The sequence below is a fragment of the Syntrophotalea sp. genome (assembly GCF_050253115.1).
Taxonomy (GTDB): Bacteria; Desulfobacterota; Desulfuromonadia; order Desulfuromonadales; family Syntrophotaleaceae; genus Syntrophotalea; species Syntrophotalea acetylenica.
In genome coordinates, this window is record NZ_JBFWJQ010000003.1 from 1 (window position 1) to 15,847 (window position 15,847).

19 protein-coding genes are annotated in these 15,847 nt (G+C 59.6%); 14 read left to right on the forward strand and 5 right to left on the reverse strand.

Features of this window, described 5'->3' with window-relative positions; genetic code table 11:
* Positions 1–187: 187 nt before the first annotated feature.
* The 13 genes from folK (at position 188) to AB7E65_RS00620 (ending at position 11,745) form a co-directional block, all read left to right on the forward strand.
* The gene (gene folK / locus AB7E65_RS00560; protein ID WP_428745075.1) at positions 188–703 is read left to right on the forward strand and encodes a 2-amino-4-hydroxy-6-hydroxymethyldihydropteridine diphosphokinase; all 516 of its coding nucleotides are present in this window, start codon (positions 188–190) and stop codon (positions 701–703) included.
* Between the two features lie 133 nt (positions 704–836).
* Entirely contained in the window at positions 837–983 is a 147-nt protein-coding gene (locus tag AB7E65_RS00565) for a YHS domain-containing protein (protein WP_158513988.1), read from the forward strand.
* Between the two features lie 58 nt (positions 984–1,041).
* Entirely contained in the window at positions 1,042–1,689 is a 648-nt protein-coding gene (fsa, locus tag AB7E65_RS00570; protein WP_072286457.1) for a fructose-6-phosphate aldolase, read from the forward strand.
* Positions 1,690–1,735: 46 nt separating this feature from the next.
* Complete coding sequence (gene sucC / locus AB7E65_RS00575; protein WP_072286456.1) at positions 1,736–2,902, forward strand: ADP-forming succinate--CoA ligase subunit beta; 1,167 nt, start codon at positions 1,736–1,738, stop codon at positions 2,900–2,902.
* 12 nt (positions 2,903–2,914) lie between these two features.
* Complete coding sequence (gene sucD / locus AB7E65_RS00580; protein ID WP_072286455.1) at positions 2,915–3,814, forward strand: succinate--CoA ligase subunit alpha; 900 nt, start codon at positions 2,915–2,917, stop codon at positions 3,812–3,814.
* 100 nt (positions 3,815–3,914) lie between these two features.
* Positions 3,915–4,430, forward strand: a complete 516-nt coding sequence (gene def, locus AB7E65_RS00585) for a peptide deformylase (protein WP_072286454.1) — start codon at positions 3,915–3,917, stop codon at positions 4,428–4,430.
* The gene (fmt, locus tag AB7E65_RS00590) at positions 4,430–5,401 is read left to right on the forward strand and encodes a methionyl-tRNA formyltransferase (protein WP_072286453.1); all 972 of its coding nucleotides are present in this window, start codon (positions 4,430–4,432) and stop codon (positions 5,399–5,401) included. The genes def and fmt overlap by 1 nt, the downstream gene beginning before the upstream one ends.
* Complete coding sequence (locus tag AB7E65_RS00595) at positions 5,379–6,212, forward strand: DUF116 domain-containing protein (protein ID WP_083558556.1); 834 nt, start codon at positions 5,379–5,381, stop codon at positions 6,210–6,212. Before fmt ends, AB7E65_RS00595 begins: the two co-directional genes overlap by 23 nt.
* 130 nt (positions 6,213–6,342) lie before the next feature.
* Entirely contained in the window at positions 6,343–7,182 is an 840-nt protein-coding gene (htpX, locus tag AB7E65_RS00600) for a zinc metalloprotease HtpX (RefSeq protein WP_320361034.1), read from the forward strand.
* 86 nt (positions 7,183–7,268) lie between these two features.
* On the forward strand, positions 7,269–8,624 hold the full coding sequence (rsmB, locus tag AB7E65_RS00605) for a 16S rRNA (cytosine(967)-C(5))-methyltransferase RsmB (protein ID WP_072286451.1): 1,356 nt from the start codon (positions 7,269–7,271) through the stop codon (positions 8,622–8,624).
* A gap of 39 nt (positions 8,625–8,663) precedes the next feature.
* The gene (gene rpe, locus AB7E65_RS00610; protein ID WP_428745076.1) at positions 8,664–9,326 is read left to right on the forward strand and encodes a ribulose-phosphate 3-epimerase; all 663 of its coding nucleotides are present in this window, start codon (positions 8,664–8,666) and stop codon (positions 9,324–9,326) included.
* Complete coding sequence (locus AB7E65_RS00615) at positions 9,323–9,919, forward strand: NUDIX hydrolase (protein ID WP_235605477.1); 597 nt, start codon at positions 9,323–9,325, stop codon at positions 9,917–9,919. The genes rpe and AB7E65_RS00615 overlap by 4 nt, the downstream gene beginning before the upstream one ends.
* Positions 9,916–11,745, forward strand: coding sequence for a bifunctional homocysteine S-methyltransferase/methylenetetrahydrofolate reductase (locus AB7E65_RS00620; RefSeq protein ID WP_320361037.1), 1,830 nt, complete (start codon positions 9,916–9,918; stop codon positions 11,743–11,745). Before AB7E65_RS00615 ends, AB7E65_RS00620 begins: the two co-directional genes overlap by 4 nt.
* 2 nt (positions 11,746–11,747) lie before the next feature.
* Here AB7E65_RS00620 and grxC read toward each other — a convergent pair whose 3' ends face one another.
* Entirely contained in the window at positions 11,748–12,020 is a 273-nt protein-coding gene (gene grxC, locus AB7E65_RS00625) for a glutaredoxin 3 (protein WP_428745077.1), read from the reverse strand.
* A gap of 46 nt (positions 12,021–12,066) precedes the next feature.
* Between grxC and AB7E65_RS00630 the strand changes: the two genes are divergently transcribed.
* The gene (locus AB7E65_RS00630; protein ID WP_072286448.1) at positions 12,067–12,462 is read left to right on the forward strand and encodes a hypothetical protein; all 396 of its coding nucleotides are present in this window, start codon (positions 12,067–12,069) and stop codon (positions 12,460–12,462) included.
* A gap of 13 nt (positions 12,463–12,475) precedes the next feature.
* Here the strand turns inward: AB7E65_RS00630 and modA are convergent, their stop codons facing one another.
* From modA to AB7E65_RS00650, 4 genes are all read right to left on the reverse strand, one after another.
* On the reverse strand, positions 12,476–13,288 hold the full coding sequence (modA, locus tag AB7E65_RS00635; RefSeq protein ID WP_072286447.1) for a molybdate ABC transporter substrate-binding protein: 813 nt from the start codon (positions 13,286–13,288) through the stop codon (positions 12,476–12,478).
* A gap of 74 nt (positions 13,289–13,362) precedes the next feature.
* Positions 13,363–14,532 carry an aminotransferase class V-fold PLP-dependent enzyme gene (locus AB7E65_RS00640; protein ID WP_428745078.1) on the reverse strand — a complete coding sequence of 390 codons (1,170 nt, stop codon included), beginning with the start codon at positions 14,530–14,532 and terminating at the stop codon, positions 13,363–13,365.
* Positions 14,533–14,567: 35 nt separating this feature from the next.
* On the reverse strand, positions 14,568–14,837 hold the full coding sequence (locus AB7E65_RS00645; protein WP_428745079.1) for a DUF3343 domain-containing protein: 270 nt from the start codon (positions 14,835–14,837) through the stop codon (positions 14,568–14,570).
* A 37-nt stretch (positions 14,838–14,874) separates the two neighbouring features.
* Complete coding sequence (locus AB7E65_RS00650; protein WP_428745080.1) at positions 14,875–15,621, reverse strand: Rossmann-like domain-containing protein; 747 nt, start codon at positions 15,619–15,621, stop codon at positions 14,875–14,877.
* Between the last annotated feature and the right edge of the window lie 226 nt (positions 15,622–15,847).

The window sequence follows — 15,847 nt, forward strand, 5'->3', positions numbered from 1 at the left end:
GATAGCAGATTGGATCAATTGAACCTGCTCAAATAGCCAGCCGCCTTTAGGCGGCCCAAGGTTTGAGCCAACCGCTTTGAGCGGTTCACCCATAAAGCCCCCGGTTTGACCGGGGGATACTTACTTTGCCTCCGCAAAGCCTGATCCGATTGACTCCCGGCGAAAGCCTGTGGTTAAATGCTCCCCTATGAACGGTTGCCGCCGATCCATTACCGCCTATCTGGCCCTGGGGTCCAACCTCGGGAATCGTCTCGCCTGTCTGCGCGGGGCGAGACGGGCGTTGCATCGGCCACCGCTGATTCGGGTCGTGGCCGCATCCCCCATCTATGAGACCGCGCCGGTCGGCGGTCCGGCAGGCCAATCCCCCTACCTTAACGCCGTTCTCCGAGTGGAAACCCTGCTTTCAGCGGCCGAACTGCTGGCTGAGGCCCTTGCCGTCGAGAACCTTTTCGGCCGACGTCGCACGGAACGCTGGGGGCCTCGCACTCTCGACGTCGATCTGTTGCTTTTCGGCGACGAAATCCACCGCCAGGCGGATCTGGCGATTCCCCATCCCCGTTTGCATCAACGCGCCTTTGTGCTTGTTCCTCTCAGGGATCTGTCACCCGGACTCCTCCACCCGCTGCTGGGGCAGACCGTGGAGGAAATGATAGCCAGATTATCTTCTCCTGCGGGCATTCGCTGTCTGCGCGATCAATGGTGAGCCGACTATGCTTCGTTTGATGTGGCTGTTTTTTCTTTTTCTGCTATGTTATTACCTTGTTACGGCGGTATCCGGACTGTTTAAAAGCAGTACCCACCGACCCCCGCCCGCGAAAAGCCCGGAGGGAGAGGTCATGGTGCGCGATCCGCATTGCGGCACCTTTGTGCCTCGCAGCCTGGCTCTTAAAAAGGTGATCAAAGGACAAACCTACTATTTCTGCTCGCAACGGTGTCTGGAAAGTTTCGATCCTGCCGATGCTTCCGACACGTCTCAGGGATAAAAAATTACCCTTTTCCCGAATCCATCCTTGTCACCGCTAATCGCGGAAGGAGGTCCACATGAAATTTTTTATCGATACCGCCGATATCGAACAGATTAAAGCCGCCCACGACATGGGGTTGGTCGATGGCGTCACCACCAACCCTTCGTTGGTCGCCAAAACCGGCCGCAAATTTACCGATGTACTGAAGGACATAGTCGCCCTTATCGACGGCCCGATTTCCGCGGAAGTGGTTGCGACCGACGCGGAAGGCATGGTCGCCGAGGCCCGGGAATTGATCCAGTATCATCCAACCAATATCGTCATCAAGATTCCCATGACCGGAGAAGGACTCAAAGCCACCCGCGCGCTGGCCGCCGAGGGCATCCGTGTCAATATGACCCTGGTCTTCTCTCCACTGCAGGCGTTGCTGGCGGCCAAGGCCGGAGCTGCCTATGTCTCCCCCTTTGTCGGCCGCTTGGACGATGTCGGGCATGACGGCATGAGCGGGGTTGGGGAAATTCTGACCATTTTCAAAAACTACGGTTTTGAGACCGAAGTGATTGTTGCATCGGTGCGCAGTCCGCTGCATGTGCTCAGGGCCGGACTGATGGGTGCTCACATCTGCACCATCCCCTACGGGGTCATCATGCAACTCACCAAACACCCCTTGACGGATGTCGGGATTGAAAAATTCCTGGCGGACTGGAATAAATCCCAACAGTGAGGGGGCGGGTTCGTCGACCGCTTCTTCAGAGGCACCGGTTATCGTCATGAAAATGCATGAGTATCAGGCCAAGGAGCTTCTCCAGGGCTACGGCATCCCGGTGCCCCGCGCCCGTCTGGTCGATTCCGCCGATGCGGCGGCATTGGCTGCAAAAGCGCTGGGCGGGGCCTGTGTGGTCAAGGCGCAGATTTATGCCGGTGGGCGGGGCAAGGCCGGCGGGGTGGTTCGGGTGGATAGCGCCGATGCGGCGCGCGTTCTGGCCGGCCGTCTGCTGGACAGCCATCTGGTGACGTCGCAGACCGGAGAGGCGGGGTTGCCGGTCAACAGCCTGCTGGTGGAAGAGCTTGTTGCCGTGCGCCGCGAAATGTATCTCTCTGTGACCCTTGATCGCGGTGCCGGGCGTTATTGTCTGATCGCTTCGGCCGAAGGTGGCGTCGATATCGAACAACTCGCGCGCCAGTCTCCGCGGCTTGTCCGGCGCGTGGTTGTTGACCCGCTGATCGGGCTGCGCGCCTTTCATGCCCGGGATATTGCCCGGTTTCTTGGTCTGGAGGGCCGGGTGGCGGAAACCGCTACCAGCATGATCCTGTCGCTGTATCAATGTTTTCAGGACAAGGACGCTTCTTTGATAGAGATCAATCCGCTGGTGGTGACTGAAGATGAGCGCCTGCTGGCGATGGATGCCAAATTTACGGTTGACGACAGTGCCCTGTTCCGGCAGCCGGCTCTTTCCGCGCTGCGTGATGACCGGCAATTCGAGCCGCTGGAGGTGCGGGCTGCGGCTTCGGATATTGCCTACATCAAAATGGATGGCCGTATCGGATGCCTGGTAAACGGCGCGGGACTGGCCATGGCGACTCTCGATATGCTTGCCGAGTGCGGCGGGCAGCCGGCCAATTTCCTCGATGTCGGGGGAGGGGCCGACCAGGGCAAGGTTGTGGAGGCCTTTCGCATATTGCTCGAAGATCCGATGGTGGCGGGTATCCTGGTCAATATTTTCGGTGGCATCATGCGTTGCGATCTGATTGCCGAAAGTCTGGTCGCCGCCGCGCAAGAGAAGGATTGTCGCCTGCCCATCGTGGTTCGCATGGCCGGGGCGCGACGGGAAGAGGGGCGTAAATTGCTCGAAGGTTCCGCATTAAACATCGTCTGGCAGGATTGTCTGGAATCGGCAGCCAGAACCATCGTCGGACGTATTGCCGCGTCTGCCTGAAGGATCGACAGCATGGCCATTCTTATCGACCGCAATGCACGTATTCTGGTCCAGGGGCTGACCGGCAGCGCCGGACGCCACCATGGTTTGTCATGTCGTGATTACGGCAGCCGGATCGTGGCTGGCGTCACGCCTGGCAAGGGAGGTTCGCAGGTGGAAGGCATTCCCGTCTTCGATACGGTTCTGGAGGCGGTGGAGCATACCGCGGCCGATGTATCGATGGTTTTTGTGCCGCCTCCGGCAGCGGCGGAGGCAATTCTGGAAGCCGCGGATGCCGGCATCCGGCTGGGGGTCTGCATAACTGAAGGGGTACCGGTTCAGGATATGGTGCTGGTCAACAGGGCACTGGCCGGTCGCCCCATGCGCCTGCTCGGTCCAAACTGCCCGGGTCTCATTACCCCCGGCCAGTGCAAGGTAGGTATTTTGCCCGCCGACATTCATCGTCCCGGGCATATCGGCGTGGTGTCTCGTAGCGGGACTCTGACCTATGAAGCGGTTCTGCAATTGAGCGAGGCGGGATTGGGTCAGTCGACCTGTGTCGGGATTGGCGGCGATCCGATTATCGGGACGTCCTTTATCGATGTTCTGGCGCTGTTCAACGATGATCCTGAAACCGCCGGCGTATTTCTCATCGGCGAAATCGGAGGGTCCGCGGAAGAAGAGGCCGCGCATTGGATCCGTTGCCACATGCAAAAGCCGGTGGCGGCTTATATTGCCGGGGTCACGGCGCCACCTGGAAAACGCATGGGTCACGCCGGTGCCATTGTTCATGGCGGATCGGGCCTGGCCCGGGACAAAATCGCGGCATTGCGTGGGGCCGGCGTGGTGGTCGCCGAGAGTCCGGCCCGCATGGCCGATGCCATGCGGCAGGCGCTGGAACCCAATGGGGGCCATCCGCGACAAGCCCCATGATGGTTGACTTTGCGTATTGCCTGCACGTATCATGAAAAGTCAACAGTGGCTCTTTTTGGCCTGGGTCCTGCCCAGGTTTATTTCATAACAGGTTGATTAAATGGCAATTTTACCTATCCGACATTATCCCGATCCGGTCTTGAAGCAAACATCGGCGCCAATCCAGAGCATCACCGAGGAAATTCGAACCCTGGTGGCGGATATGGCCGATACCATGTATGCCGCCCCCGGTGTCGGTCTTGCGGCGCCCCAGGTGGGTATCAACAAAAATCTGATCATTATCGATTGCTCTCCACAGGAAGAAAAGGATCTCATTGTCGCGATAAACCCTGAGATCATTGCGCGCGACGGCGAGAGCTTTGAAGAGGAAGGCTGTCTGTCGGTGCCCGGTTACTACGCCCGCATCGAGCGTAGTGCCAGGGTCAAGGTCCGTTATCTTGATCTCGCGGGGCAGGAGGTGGTCCGGGAAGCCTCCGGGTTGCTTGCGATCGCCTTTCAGCATGAAATCGATCACTTGCACGGCCTGCTGTTTGTGGATCACCTTTCGTCCCTGAAAAAGGGCATGTTTCGCAAAAAATACGAAAAACTCCGCCGGCAACAGGAGCACGAATTGTGATGATCGCGCCAGCGGCTATCCGTACTGTTTTCATGGGGACACCGGAGTTTGCTTTGCCGACTCTGCAGGGTCTGCTCTCCGCCGGGGTTGATCTTTGCGCCGTGTTTACCCAACCCGACCGGCCCCGGGGGCGGGGCAAACTGCTTGCTCCGCCGCCTGTCAAGGAGATGGCCGTGGCCCACGGCCTGCCGATATTCCAGCCGCAAAAGCTGCGCGATCCGGCGGTGGTCGAGACCCTTCGGTCGCTGCGCCCCGACCTGATCGTGGTGGTGGCCTATGGTCAGATCCTCCCCGCGAGCATTCTTGACATTCCGCGCTACGGCTGCATCAACGTGCATGCCTCTCTGCTGCCGCGATATCGGGGCGCCGCGCCCATCAACAAGGCGATTGTCGATGGAGAGCAGGTCACCGGCGTCACCACCATGCTTATGGATGTGGGTCTGGATACCGGCGATATGCTGGTGAAGCGTGCCACGGAAATCGGCATCGAAGAAACGGCCGGACAGTTGCATGATCGACTGGCGCTGCTGGGCCGGGAAGCCATGGCTGAGACGCTGCGGCGATTGTGCGAAGGTACCCTGCGGCCGGAGCCGCAGGATGATGCACAGAGCAGTTACGCGCCCATGATGAAAAAAGAGGATGGACGCATTGACTGGCGACATCCAGCCCGGGACATTCACAATCTGGTGCGGGGATTGAGCCCCTGGCCGGGAGCGTTTACCTCCTGGAACGGCCAGATGCTGAAGCTTGGGCGCACCCTGGCGGAAGAAGGGCCTGACGCCGAGCCGGGTACCGTGGTCGCGGCGGATGGTTGCGGGGTCTGCATAGCTTGCGGGCAGGGCGTGTTGCGGGTGCGCGAACTGCAATTGGCCGGCAAAAAAAAGTTGCCGGCAGGTGATTTTCTGCGGGGGGCCAGCCTGTCGGTCGGTACCCGCCTGGAGACCGGACATGGCTTGCCCGAAGGAAGCTGACAAGGCTTGCGGTCATGCCTGCTCGGCGGCATGCGGAAAAACCGGAGCCCCGGAAAGCGCACTGTCCCAGCAACGACCGTTTCTGATTCTTCTGGCGCTGGTCGGAGGCTTGTTCGCCTGCGGCGGTTTCCTGGTCTGGTGGTTGCCAAGTATCGGGTTGTCCGCCATCCATCCCCGACTGCCTTACTGGTTTGGCCTGGCCGTCCTGACGCTGGTTGCCGTGATTGTCGGGGGATTGCTTCTTCTGGCCCTGAGCATGGTGACCGGCCGTGACCTGTTTGTTTTTCCGCAATTGCGCGGCATCGTGATTCGTTACCTGATGCCGGCGGTTATCGCTATCGGTGCGGTCATGCGGCTCGATCGCGATGCTTTGCAGCGTTGCTTCATCCACCTGAACAACCAGCTGGTGTGTTCCCGCAATCCCCGTGTGCCGGCCGACAGGGTCATGATCCTGTTGCCCCATTGCCTGCAACTTTTCGATTGCTCCATCAAGGTCACCGGCGATGTGGATAAATGCGCGCGTTGTGGCCGTTGCGACATTGGCGATCTGGCTACTCTTGCGAAGGAGCGTGGCGTAGGGCTGGCCGTGGCGACCGGCGGAACCCTGGCGCGCAAGCTGCTTATGGAAAAACGTCCCCGGCTTGTCATTGCGGTGGCCTGTGAACGCGATCTCGCTTCCGGGATTCGTGATGCCTATCCTCTGCCGGTCATCGGCGTTTTCAATACCCGCCCCGAAGGACCCTGCTTCAACACTCGCATCGATATCGAGGCTGTCCGGCAGGCGCTGGATGCGCATGTCGTCAGTGCGTAGAGATATCCGCGATGCAAGTGCTTCAGCGAATCAGGAACGCGCCTGCCTGTTTTGGTCAGGCCTTCCGGCCCTTTCGGGGGTGGTCGCGACAGGATGCAACCCAAAGAACGCCACAAAAGAGAGGTGAACCATGAATATTTTGAGGACGGTACTGCTGATGACCGTGCTCACCCTGTTGCTGGTGTGGGCAGGCGGCATGATGGGCGGCCGTGGCGGCGCATTGATCGCGCTGGTACTGGCGGCGGTCATGAACCTTGGTTCCTACTGGTTTTCCGACAAGATTGTCATTGCCATGTATCGCGGGCGCGAGGTGAACAGCGGCCCCTTGTACCATGTGGTGCAGGAGCTCTGCGTGCGCAATGGCCTGCCCATGCCGAAGGTGTACATTTTGCCCCAGGCGACGCCCAATGCGTTTGCCACCGGACGCAATCCGCAACACGCCGCCGTGGCGGCGACCGAAGGGATTCTGCAGATCCTCTCCCGGGAAGAACTGATGGGGGTCATGGCCCATGAAATGAGCCACGTGCGCCATCGGGATATTCTGATCGGATCCATTGCCGCCACCATTGCCGGGGCTATTTCCTACCTGGCCCACATGGCCCAGTGGGCTGCCCTGTTTGGGGGCTTCGGCGGGCGGGATGACGATAACGGCAATCCGCTGGGCCTGTTGCTGCTGATTATTTTTGCGCCACTGGCCGCCATGCTGGTGCAGATGGCCATTTCCCGTTCCCGTGAATACGCCGCTGATCGGGGTGGTGCGGCTTTGTGCGGTACGCCCCATTATCTTGCCAGCGCCCTGCGAAAACTGGAGATGGCCAACAGTCGCGCGCCCATGCCCAGGGTCAATGAGGCCACGGCGCATATGTTTATCGTCAATCCGCTGCGGGGTGACGGTCTGAAGTCTTTGTTCTCGACCCATCCGCCGGTGGAAGAGCGTATCCGGCGTCTTGAGAACATGGTCATGCCCTGATAAGGGCATTCTGGCGGAATTTTTATTCGGGGGCATGGCACAACATGCCCCCGCCTTGCGTCCATGTCCGGAAAGGAATACTCCTGGTGGTTCGGAAAGATCCGCGTGACATTGCCTTTGACGTGCTCGAGAGAGTACAGCATGGGGCCTTTGCCGATCTGGCGCTGGACGGTGCGCTGGAAAAGCTGCCCGACATGGACCCCCGGGACCGGGCTCTTGCAACGGAACTTGTCTACGGCGTGCTTCGCTATCAGGGGCGCCTCGATTTTGTCCTGCAGCAGGTTTGCCAAAAACCCCTGGCCAAGGTCGAAGCCGCGATACTGATTTTGCTGCGACTGGGGTGTTATCAGCTCCTTTTGCTGGAGCGGATCCCGCACCATGCGGCGGTTTTTGAAACCGTGGAAATGGCCCGACGCCTGAAACTGCACAGGGCTACCGGATTTATCAATGGCATGTTGCGGTCCGTGGTGCGTCAGGCCGGCATGTTGCCCTGGCCTGACCGACAGGCACAACCGCTGGCCTACCTGGAGTGCGTGCTTGGCCTGCCCCGTTGGCTGGCTGCTTGCTGGCTGGACAGTTACGGTGTCGAAGAGGCCTGTGCGCTGGCCGAAGCCATGCTGCAGCCCGCTCCCTGCTGCGTGCGCGCCAATACTCTGAAAATAACCCGCGATGATCTGCTCAAGGCGCTGGCGGAGGACTCATGCGAGGTGCGCCCGACCTGTTTTGCTCCGGAAGGGGTGCGTATTCTGCACGGTAACATCCGGCATCTGCCGGGGCACCGTGAAGGATTGTTCCAGTTGCAGGATGAGGCCAGCATGCTGATCAGCCACCTGCTGGATCCCCGACCGGGGCAGCGCATTCTCGATGCCTGCGCGGCGCCGGGCGGCAAGACCACGCACATCGCCGCTTTGACGGGCAACCGCGCCACCATCGTGGCCCTCGATCTGCACGCCCGGCGGATAGAGCTGCTCATGCGCGGCGCCAGGCGTCTCGGCTGCCTGGGGATTGAAGGCCGAAGCTGGGATTTGACCCGCCCCGCCCCGTTCCTCGAACCGGAAAGTTTCGACCGGGTGCTGGTCGACGCACCCTGTAGCGGCCTCGGCGTTTTGCGCCGCAACCCCGAGATTCGCTGGCGTCGCACCGCTTCCGATATCAGAGAACTGGCTGGCCAACAAGCCGTTATCCTGGAGAATACGGCATCGCTGTTGCGGCCGGGAGGCCGACTGATTTACTCCCTCTGCACGTTCACTCCGGAGGAAACGGAAGGGGTGGTGCGGACGTTTCTTGCAAAACATCCTGATTTTGTGCGATGCGATCTGCGCGCCACGACCCCCGCCGAATGGCATGAACTCTTCGATGACGCGGGCAGCCTGCGCACCATGCCTCATCGGCATGACGGCATGGATGCCTTCTATGCGACAGCTTTCGAAAAACGCGCCTGATCCGGCGGCGCCCTTTGTTTCCAAAACACGGAGTACATCATGATCAAAATCGCTCCTTCCATTCTGTCCGCGGATTTTTCCCGTCTGGGAGAGGAAATTGTCGCCATTGAATCCGGCGGCGCCGACTATGTGCATGTCGATGTCATGGACGGACATTTCGTCCCCAACATCACCATCGGGCCTTTGGTGGTCGAAGCGGCACGCCGGGTTACCGATTTGCCCCTGGATGTGCACCTGATGATTGAAAATCCCGACAGTTACATTCCCGCCTTTGCAAAGGCCGGCGCCGATATCATCACCGTGCATTACGAGGCCTCCACGCATCTGCACCGCACCGTGCAGCTGATTCACAGCCTCGGCAAAAAGGCCGGCGTCTCCATCAATCCCGCCACGCCGGTCAGCTGTCTTGATATTATCCTGGAGGAACTGGAACTGGTGCTGATCATGTCCGTCAATCCCGGTTTTGGCGGCCAGCAGTTCATTCCCGTATGCCTTTCAAAAATCGAGGCTTTGCGCAAGGAGATCGATCGCCGTGGCCTGCCGGTCGAGCTGGAGGTGGACGGCGGCGTCAAGCTGGACAACATCGCCCGCATCGCCGCGGCCGGTGCGGATGTGATGGTGGCGGGCAGTGCCGTGTACGGTACCGAAGACTACGCGGCCACTATTGCCGCTTTAAAGGCTGCCTGCGGGGTTGGACGGTGAAGCTGGAGCCGGAACAGGTCCGGCAAGACCTGTCACGGCATACCTGCCGCCGCGTCGATCGGGGCGTGCTGAAACCGGCGGCCGTGCTGCTCCTGTTTTATCCAAGGCAAGGCATCGATACCATTCTGTTTACCCGTCGTACCGAGCATCTGCCGCATCATGCCGGAGAAATTGCTTTTCCGGGCGGCCGCGCCCAGCCCGAGGATGCAGATCTGTGCGCCACGGCGTTGCGTGAGACGGAAGAAGAAATGGGCGTGCGCCAGGAAGATGTGACGATCCTTGGGCGTCTGGATGACTTTATTTCGGTGTACGGTTTTCATGTGGTGCCCTATGTCGGGAGCATCGCTGCCGGCTACCCTTTTACCGTCAACCATCAGGAGATTGCCGAAGTGATTGAAGTTCCTGTTGACAGGTTGTGCGATCCGCGCATTTATCACACCGAAAGCTGGGAACATCTCGGACGTCTTTACCCTGTCTGTTTCTTCAATGTGGATGGCAATCGGATCTGGGGATTGACCGGGGCGATTCTGCGTCAGTTTCTGCAGCGCACCGGGCTGTTGCCACAGGACCATCCTTGCGGAGCCCGGCCATGAAACGCGCCGCTTGCGGTTTTCTGGAGCGTCTGGAGCAGGGTGTCATTGTTGGCGATGGCGCCATGGGAACCCTGCTCTATCAGCGGGGGATTCCCCTGTCCTTTTGTTTCGAATGCCTCAATCTGCGGCAGCCGGATGTGGTGCGCCGGATTCACCGGGATTATCTGGCGGCCGGGGCCGAATTGGTGGAGACCAATACCTTCGCGGCCAACCGGCTGCGATTGACTGCCGCCGGTCTGGAGGAGCAGACGCGACAAATCAATGCCCTTGGTGCACGACTGGCGCGGCAGGAGGCTGGTCGCCGGTTTCTGGTTGCCGGCGCCGTAGGGCCGTTGGGCAGGGCGCCGGGCGAGACCGCGGAGTTGTCACGGGAGCAGCGGGCCGCCCTGTTCCGCGAGCAGATGGAAGGGCTGGCGGAAGGTGGCGTGGATCTTCTGCTGCTGGAAACCTTTGCCAGCCTCGAAGAACTGGAACTGGCAGTTGCCGAAGCTGGCGGCACGGGTCTGCCGGTGGTGGCCCAGATGGCGTTTTTTGAGGGGGGCAAAACCCGCGAAGGGGTGACGGCCGCCGAAGTCGCCAGACGTCTGGTCGGAGCGGGTGCATCGGTGGTCGGGGCCAATTGCGGGTCGGGGCCCCGCGATGTGCTGGCGGTGCTGCGCACCATGGCGACACAGGTAAACATTCCTCTTTCCGGTTTTGCCAACAGCGGCTTTCCCGAATATGTCGACGGCCGTTACATCTATCTGGCAACCCCCGGGTATTTTGCGGCGCGCGGCCGCGAAATGGTGGAAGCCGGCGCCTGTCTGGTTGGTGGCTGCTGCGGCACGACCCCCGAGCACATACGCGCTCTGGCCGCCGCCGTGGCCGGGTTCAAACCCCCAATACGCAGGATAAAGCCGCAGGTTGCAGCAGTCGCTCCCGCAACCGTTGCAAGGGACACTCCACGGCAGGGTTTTCTGTCCGATTGGGGCAAACGCCCTCTGATCACGGTCGAGCTCGATCCCCCGCGCGGCATGGATTGCCGAAAAATTCTGGAAGGAGCCCGGCGCCTGGCGGTAGCCGGCGCCGATGCCATCAGTCTGGCGGAAAACCCTTTGGCGCGTATCCGCATGGGAAACATTGCCCTGGCCAAACGGATTCAGGATGAAATCGGCATTGAAACCATCATCCATGTGACCGGCCGGGATCGCAATCTGATCGGTCTGCACTCGGAACTCATGGGTGCGCATCTGCTTGGGCTGCGCAATGTGCTGGCGGTCACCGGAGACCCTGTGGCCGTCGGTGGAGAATCCGGCGCCAGCAATGTTTTTGACCTGAACAGTATCGGTTTGCTGGAGCTTGTGAGGGCGCTTAACAACGGGCACACTTTGGTGGGCGGGGAATTGGGGGAGCCGACCCGATTCAAAGCCGGTGCCGCTTTCAACCCCAATGTGTCGGACATGGACGCCCAGTTGCGCCGATTGGGGAAGAAAATCGCCGCCGGGGCCTGTTTTGTTCAGACGCAACCGATCTATTCGATCCCGGTGCTTGATGCCATGCTCGATGGGATGGCGGATGTCGACATACCCGTGCTGGTAGGGATTTTGCCCCTGGTGAGTGAGCGCAATGCGGAGTTTTTGCACAACGAGGTGCCTGGCATCCGGCTGCCGGAAGAGGTTCGCCGGCGCATGCATGGCGCCAGCGGAGAAGAGGGTGTGCGCCGGGGCCTGGCCATTTCCCGGGAACTTGTCGAGGCGGGTCGCGGCCGGGTGGACGGGTTTTATCTCATGCCGCCGTTTGGCAAGGTCGACATGGCTCTGAGCCTGATCGAGGCTATCCGGGTCTGATATCAGTCTTCGAGCATCCGGTCCAGGGTTCCGCTTTGCTCAAGGGCATGAAGGCTGTCGCAGCCGCCTACCCAGGCATCTTCGATGAAGATTTCCGGAACCGTCGCATGTCCCGAGCGTTCTCGCATTTCCTGCTCCAGGAGAGCGTCGTCGGTGACATCGTATTCGATGAAGGTGATCCCTTTGCGGCGCAGCAGCTCTTTGGCTCGCTGGCAGTGGGGGCAATAGTTTTTTGTGTAGACTTCGATTTTTTTCATGGCGGCAAATTTGATCACTTGATATCCGGGTTGTCATATGCCATGCCCGCACACAGGAGAGAGCATGAAAACAGTATACCTTCTTCTGCTGTTTTTTGGGATAGCCGCTTGTGCCCCCGTCCTGCAACCACGGCCAGCCGACAGTTTCGGTGAAAACTATCAGGAATTTGCCAAGCGTCTGGTCTGGCAGGATTATGATAGTGCGGCGGGTTTCATGGCGCAGGACTACCGGCATGATTTTCAGGAAAAATTTCCTCAGCGCGGGGATATACGCATCCTGGAAATACGCCCCGAAGAGGTGCTGTTTGAAGACCCTGAGCAGCAGCGAGCCGTTTGCCTGTTGCGTATTGACTATTACCGTCTGCCATCCAACACCCTGAAAAACCTGAAAATCCGGCTGGAGTGGGAATTCCGGGAGAAGGGCTGGAAAATTGTCAGCCCCTTCCCTGACCTTCCCTGACCCGGTTCCGTTTTTACTTGTCGAGCACGGCTTGATATGGCTTGCCTTGCAGGGGGGTAAAACCGTGACGGGCAAAGATCGCAGCAGCTTCGCCTCCTTTCAGGAAGGTCATGAATACCTGCAGTGCGGCGCTGCGGGGACTGCCGAGCATTCCGGCCATGGCAAACACGATAGGCTGATGACTGGACTCGGGGGCCAGAGCTGCCACCGTGGCGTTGTTGGCCAATGGCGCATCCGAGGCAAATACCAGACCGGCATCCACATTTCCCGAGTCGACATAAGCGAGTACCTGACGGACGCTTTTACCATAGATCATCCGCGGTTCCAGGTTTTTCCAAAGTTGCTGGTGTTCGAGGGCCTGCCGGGCGTAACTGCCGGCCGGCACCATCTCCGGGAGACCGATGCTGATGCTGTGCGCATGCCTGGAAAGATCAGCGAAGCCTTTAATGACGTGTCGTTTTTCCTTGGAAACAATAAGCACCAGACGATTGCCCAGCAGGGCGCAGGAATGCCTGGCGTCGGTGTGCCCGGCATCGATAAGGGCCTGCAGATGTTGTATGCCCGGTGCCAGGAACAGATCGACCGGGGCTCCCTGTTCGATCTGCTTGCGCAAAAATCCGGAAGCGGCGAAATTGAGTTCCAGGACAACGCCCGGTTGTTTTCGCGCATAGGCTTTTTGAATGTCGAAAAGAGCATCCTTCAGGCCGACTCCGGCCGATATGTGAAGAACGGTCGGTTTGTCTTCCCGGGCAAAGCCCGGTGTGGGGATCAGGGCTGTGGCCATGATGAAAAAGGCAAGCATCCATCGCACGATTGCGCAGCGCATCAAACCTCTCCTTTAAAATTTGATCGACCAGTCGGCATGCTCGGGCATTGCCGGCTTGGCCCGGTAGCAGGCCCTTACAAACCGAGGCCTTCACGTTTGCGGACGATATTCTCCAAAGCAGCCAGCAGCGCATCGATATCGCTTTCTGTATTGAACAGTCCCGGGCTGACACGGATCGTGCCACTGGGCAGCGTGCCGATGCTGCGGTGAGCATCCGGTGCGCAATGCAGGCCGGTACGCACGCAGATAGCGTATTGTTCGTCCAGAAAAAAACCGATTTCGGCCGGGTCGCGACCGGTGATATTGAAGGACAGCACGCCGCCCGCCTGGGCGGCGGAGCCGGTACCGTAAAGACAGCAACCGGGCAGGGAACGCAACCCATAGCACAGCCGCTCCAGCAAGGCCGTTTTATGCCGCAGAATTCGATCCGGACCGGTTTGTGTGACGAACGTGATGCCGGCATGCAGGCCGGCCAGTCCCGGCGTATTGATGGTACCGCTCTCCAGACGTTCGGGCAGTTCGTCCGGCATGTGCCGAGACATGGAGTTCCCTCCGGTGCCGCCGAAAATCAGCGGCTGTGGCGCAAGCTGCGGCGCTACGTAGAGGATGGCGGTGCCGGGCGGCCCTAAAAGGCCCTTATGCCCCGGAACAGCCAGCAGGTCGATGCCCATTTCCTGGACATCGACAGGCAGTATTCCCGCGCTCTGTGCCGCATCGACCATGAACAGTATCCCCTCGCGACGGCACCAGGTGCCGATTTCCTCGACGGGCTGTACGGTGCCGGTGACGTTGGAACAGTGGCTCATCACGACCATGCGGGTTGGTCCTGTGCCACGGCGCGCCGCCTCGCGGATGGCGCCCGGCTCTATGCGTCCCTTCGCATCGGCCGTCACCCGCACAACCTCGATCCCGTGGGAAGCAAGGGCGTGCAGGGGGCGACTCACCGCATTGTGTTCCATGGTTGAGGTGATAACCCGGTCTCCGGGTCGCAGCGTGCCAAACAGGCCGATATTGATGGCTTCCGTGGCGTTGGCGCAAAATACCACGCGCAGGGGATCGGCGATGCCGAAAAACCGGGCGACGGTCTCCCGGGTTTCCAGCACCAGCCGCCCCGCATCCAGCGAAAGCTGGTAACTGCCGCGGCCCGGGCTGACTCCGAGATTCCGAAAGGTTGCATCGACGGCGCGGTAAACACTGTCAGGCTTGGGAAAGCTGGTTGCGGCGTTATCGAGATAAATGGCCACGTTTGTCTCCGGACAATATCAACAAGATGGTACTCTCAGGTTTCCTGCAAGGGGAAAACCTTCTGAAAAAGCCCTTTTTCCTTTCGATAGATGCGCTGCGGGGGCAGTTCCTGCCGGGCAAGCTCCGACAGGACCAAATTCTTGTCGGACATCGCAAACCGCAATGCCAGCGCGCAGCCTTCGGCCACCTCGCGCGGTGCCGGAACCAGCCGACAGGACAGCGCGGACTTGCGCAATATCTGCTCCGCTTTCAGCACCCTGGCCGGGGAATTGAACAGGGCCAGCAGTTGATCGTCATTTATCATCGGTTTGCGTCGTCCAGGTTCACACAGGCTTTTTATGTTAGTGGGCGAAAGGGCAAATGCGGTCCAGGTTCATAAGTGAAGCCACCCCGGCGATGGTGTTGCCGAAGAAAACCAGTGGCTTGCTGGCTTCCTGAAACTTTTCTATCAGATCGTTGATGCTGCCGTTCACGACGGTGGAACCGGTGGCGACACCCACGTCACAGAATTCGATCAATTTTTCCAGATCTTTTTCCCCATCCCAGACCATGACATCACAAATCTTTTTGTTGATGTTGTCCTCGTTCAGATCCACCACCCGCATCCTGACGGCGCCGAAGCCCTCCACCATGGCGTCCAGGATGGCCGGTTGCAATCCGATCATGCCGAAACGCTTGACGCCAAAACGCGCATACAGCCGTCGGGTAAATTCCTCTCCGCAGCGAGCCGGTTCCTCATCCTTGCAGTGGATGGTGCCCTCCGCCTGGTTCAATCCGCACAGCACGGCGTTCAGGCCGGCGGTGAATACCGCCCTGCGATCGACCTGGTGCAGATCCATGGCCAGTAATTCGTCGAGGCTGCCTTGCCAGTCGCAGGGGCGATCCGTAAAGGCTTGCCCGCGAGATTCATTCCAGCAGGCTTCAATGACCCGCTCTTTGCCCTTTTTAATGACAAAATTCGGATCGGCCTTGGCGCCAATGGCCTCGTCGGGGGTCAGTACCCGAACGGTTACGGTGCTGTCGCGTTCCAGTCGCGCGGCATCGCACAGGCTTGTCAATTTGGTCTGCGCTTGTTGCAAAAGACTCATTCTGCGGTTCCTTTCCGATATCAGGTGACGATCAATGACGATCTGTTGGAGATAGCTGGTTTCCATCCGGAAACAGCCCTTTTCCGCTGTGGCGGCGTCAATCGGCAGGCTTGCTTGTGCGGCGTACCGATGTACGCCTCCGCGCAACCCCTTGATTTCCTTTCCACAACGAAAAATTGCTCGTTTCCCATATGAAAACTACGCTGTATCCATCCGGAGTTTCCGG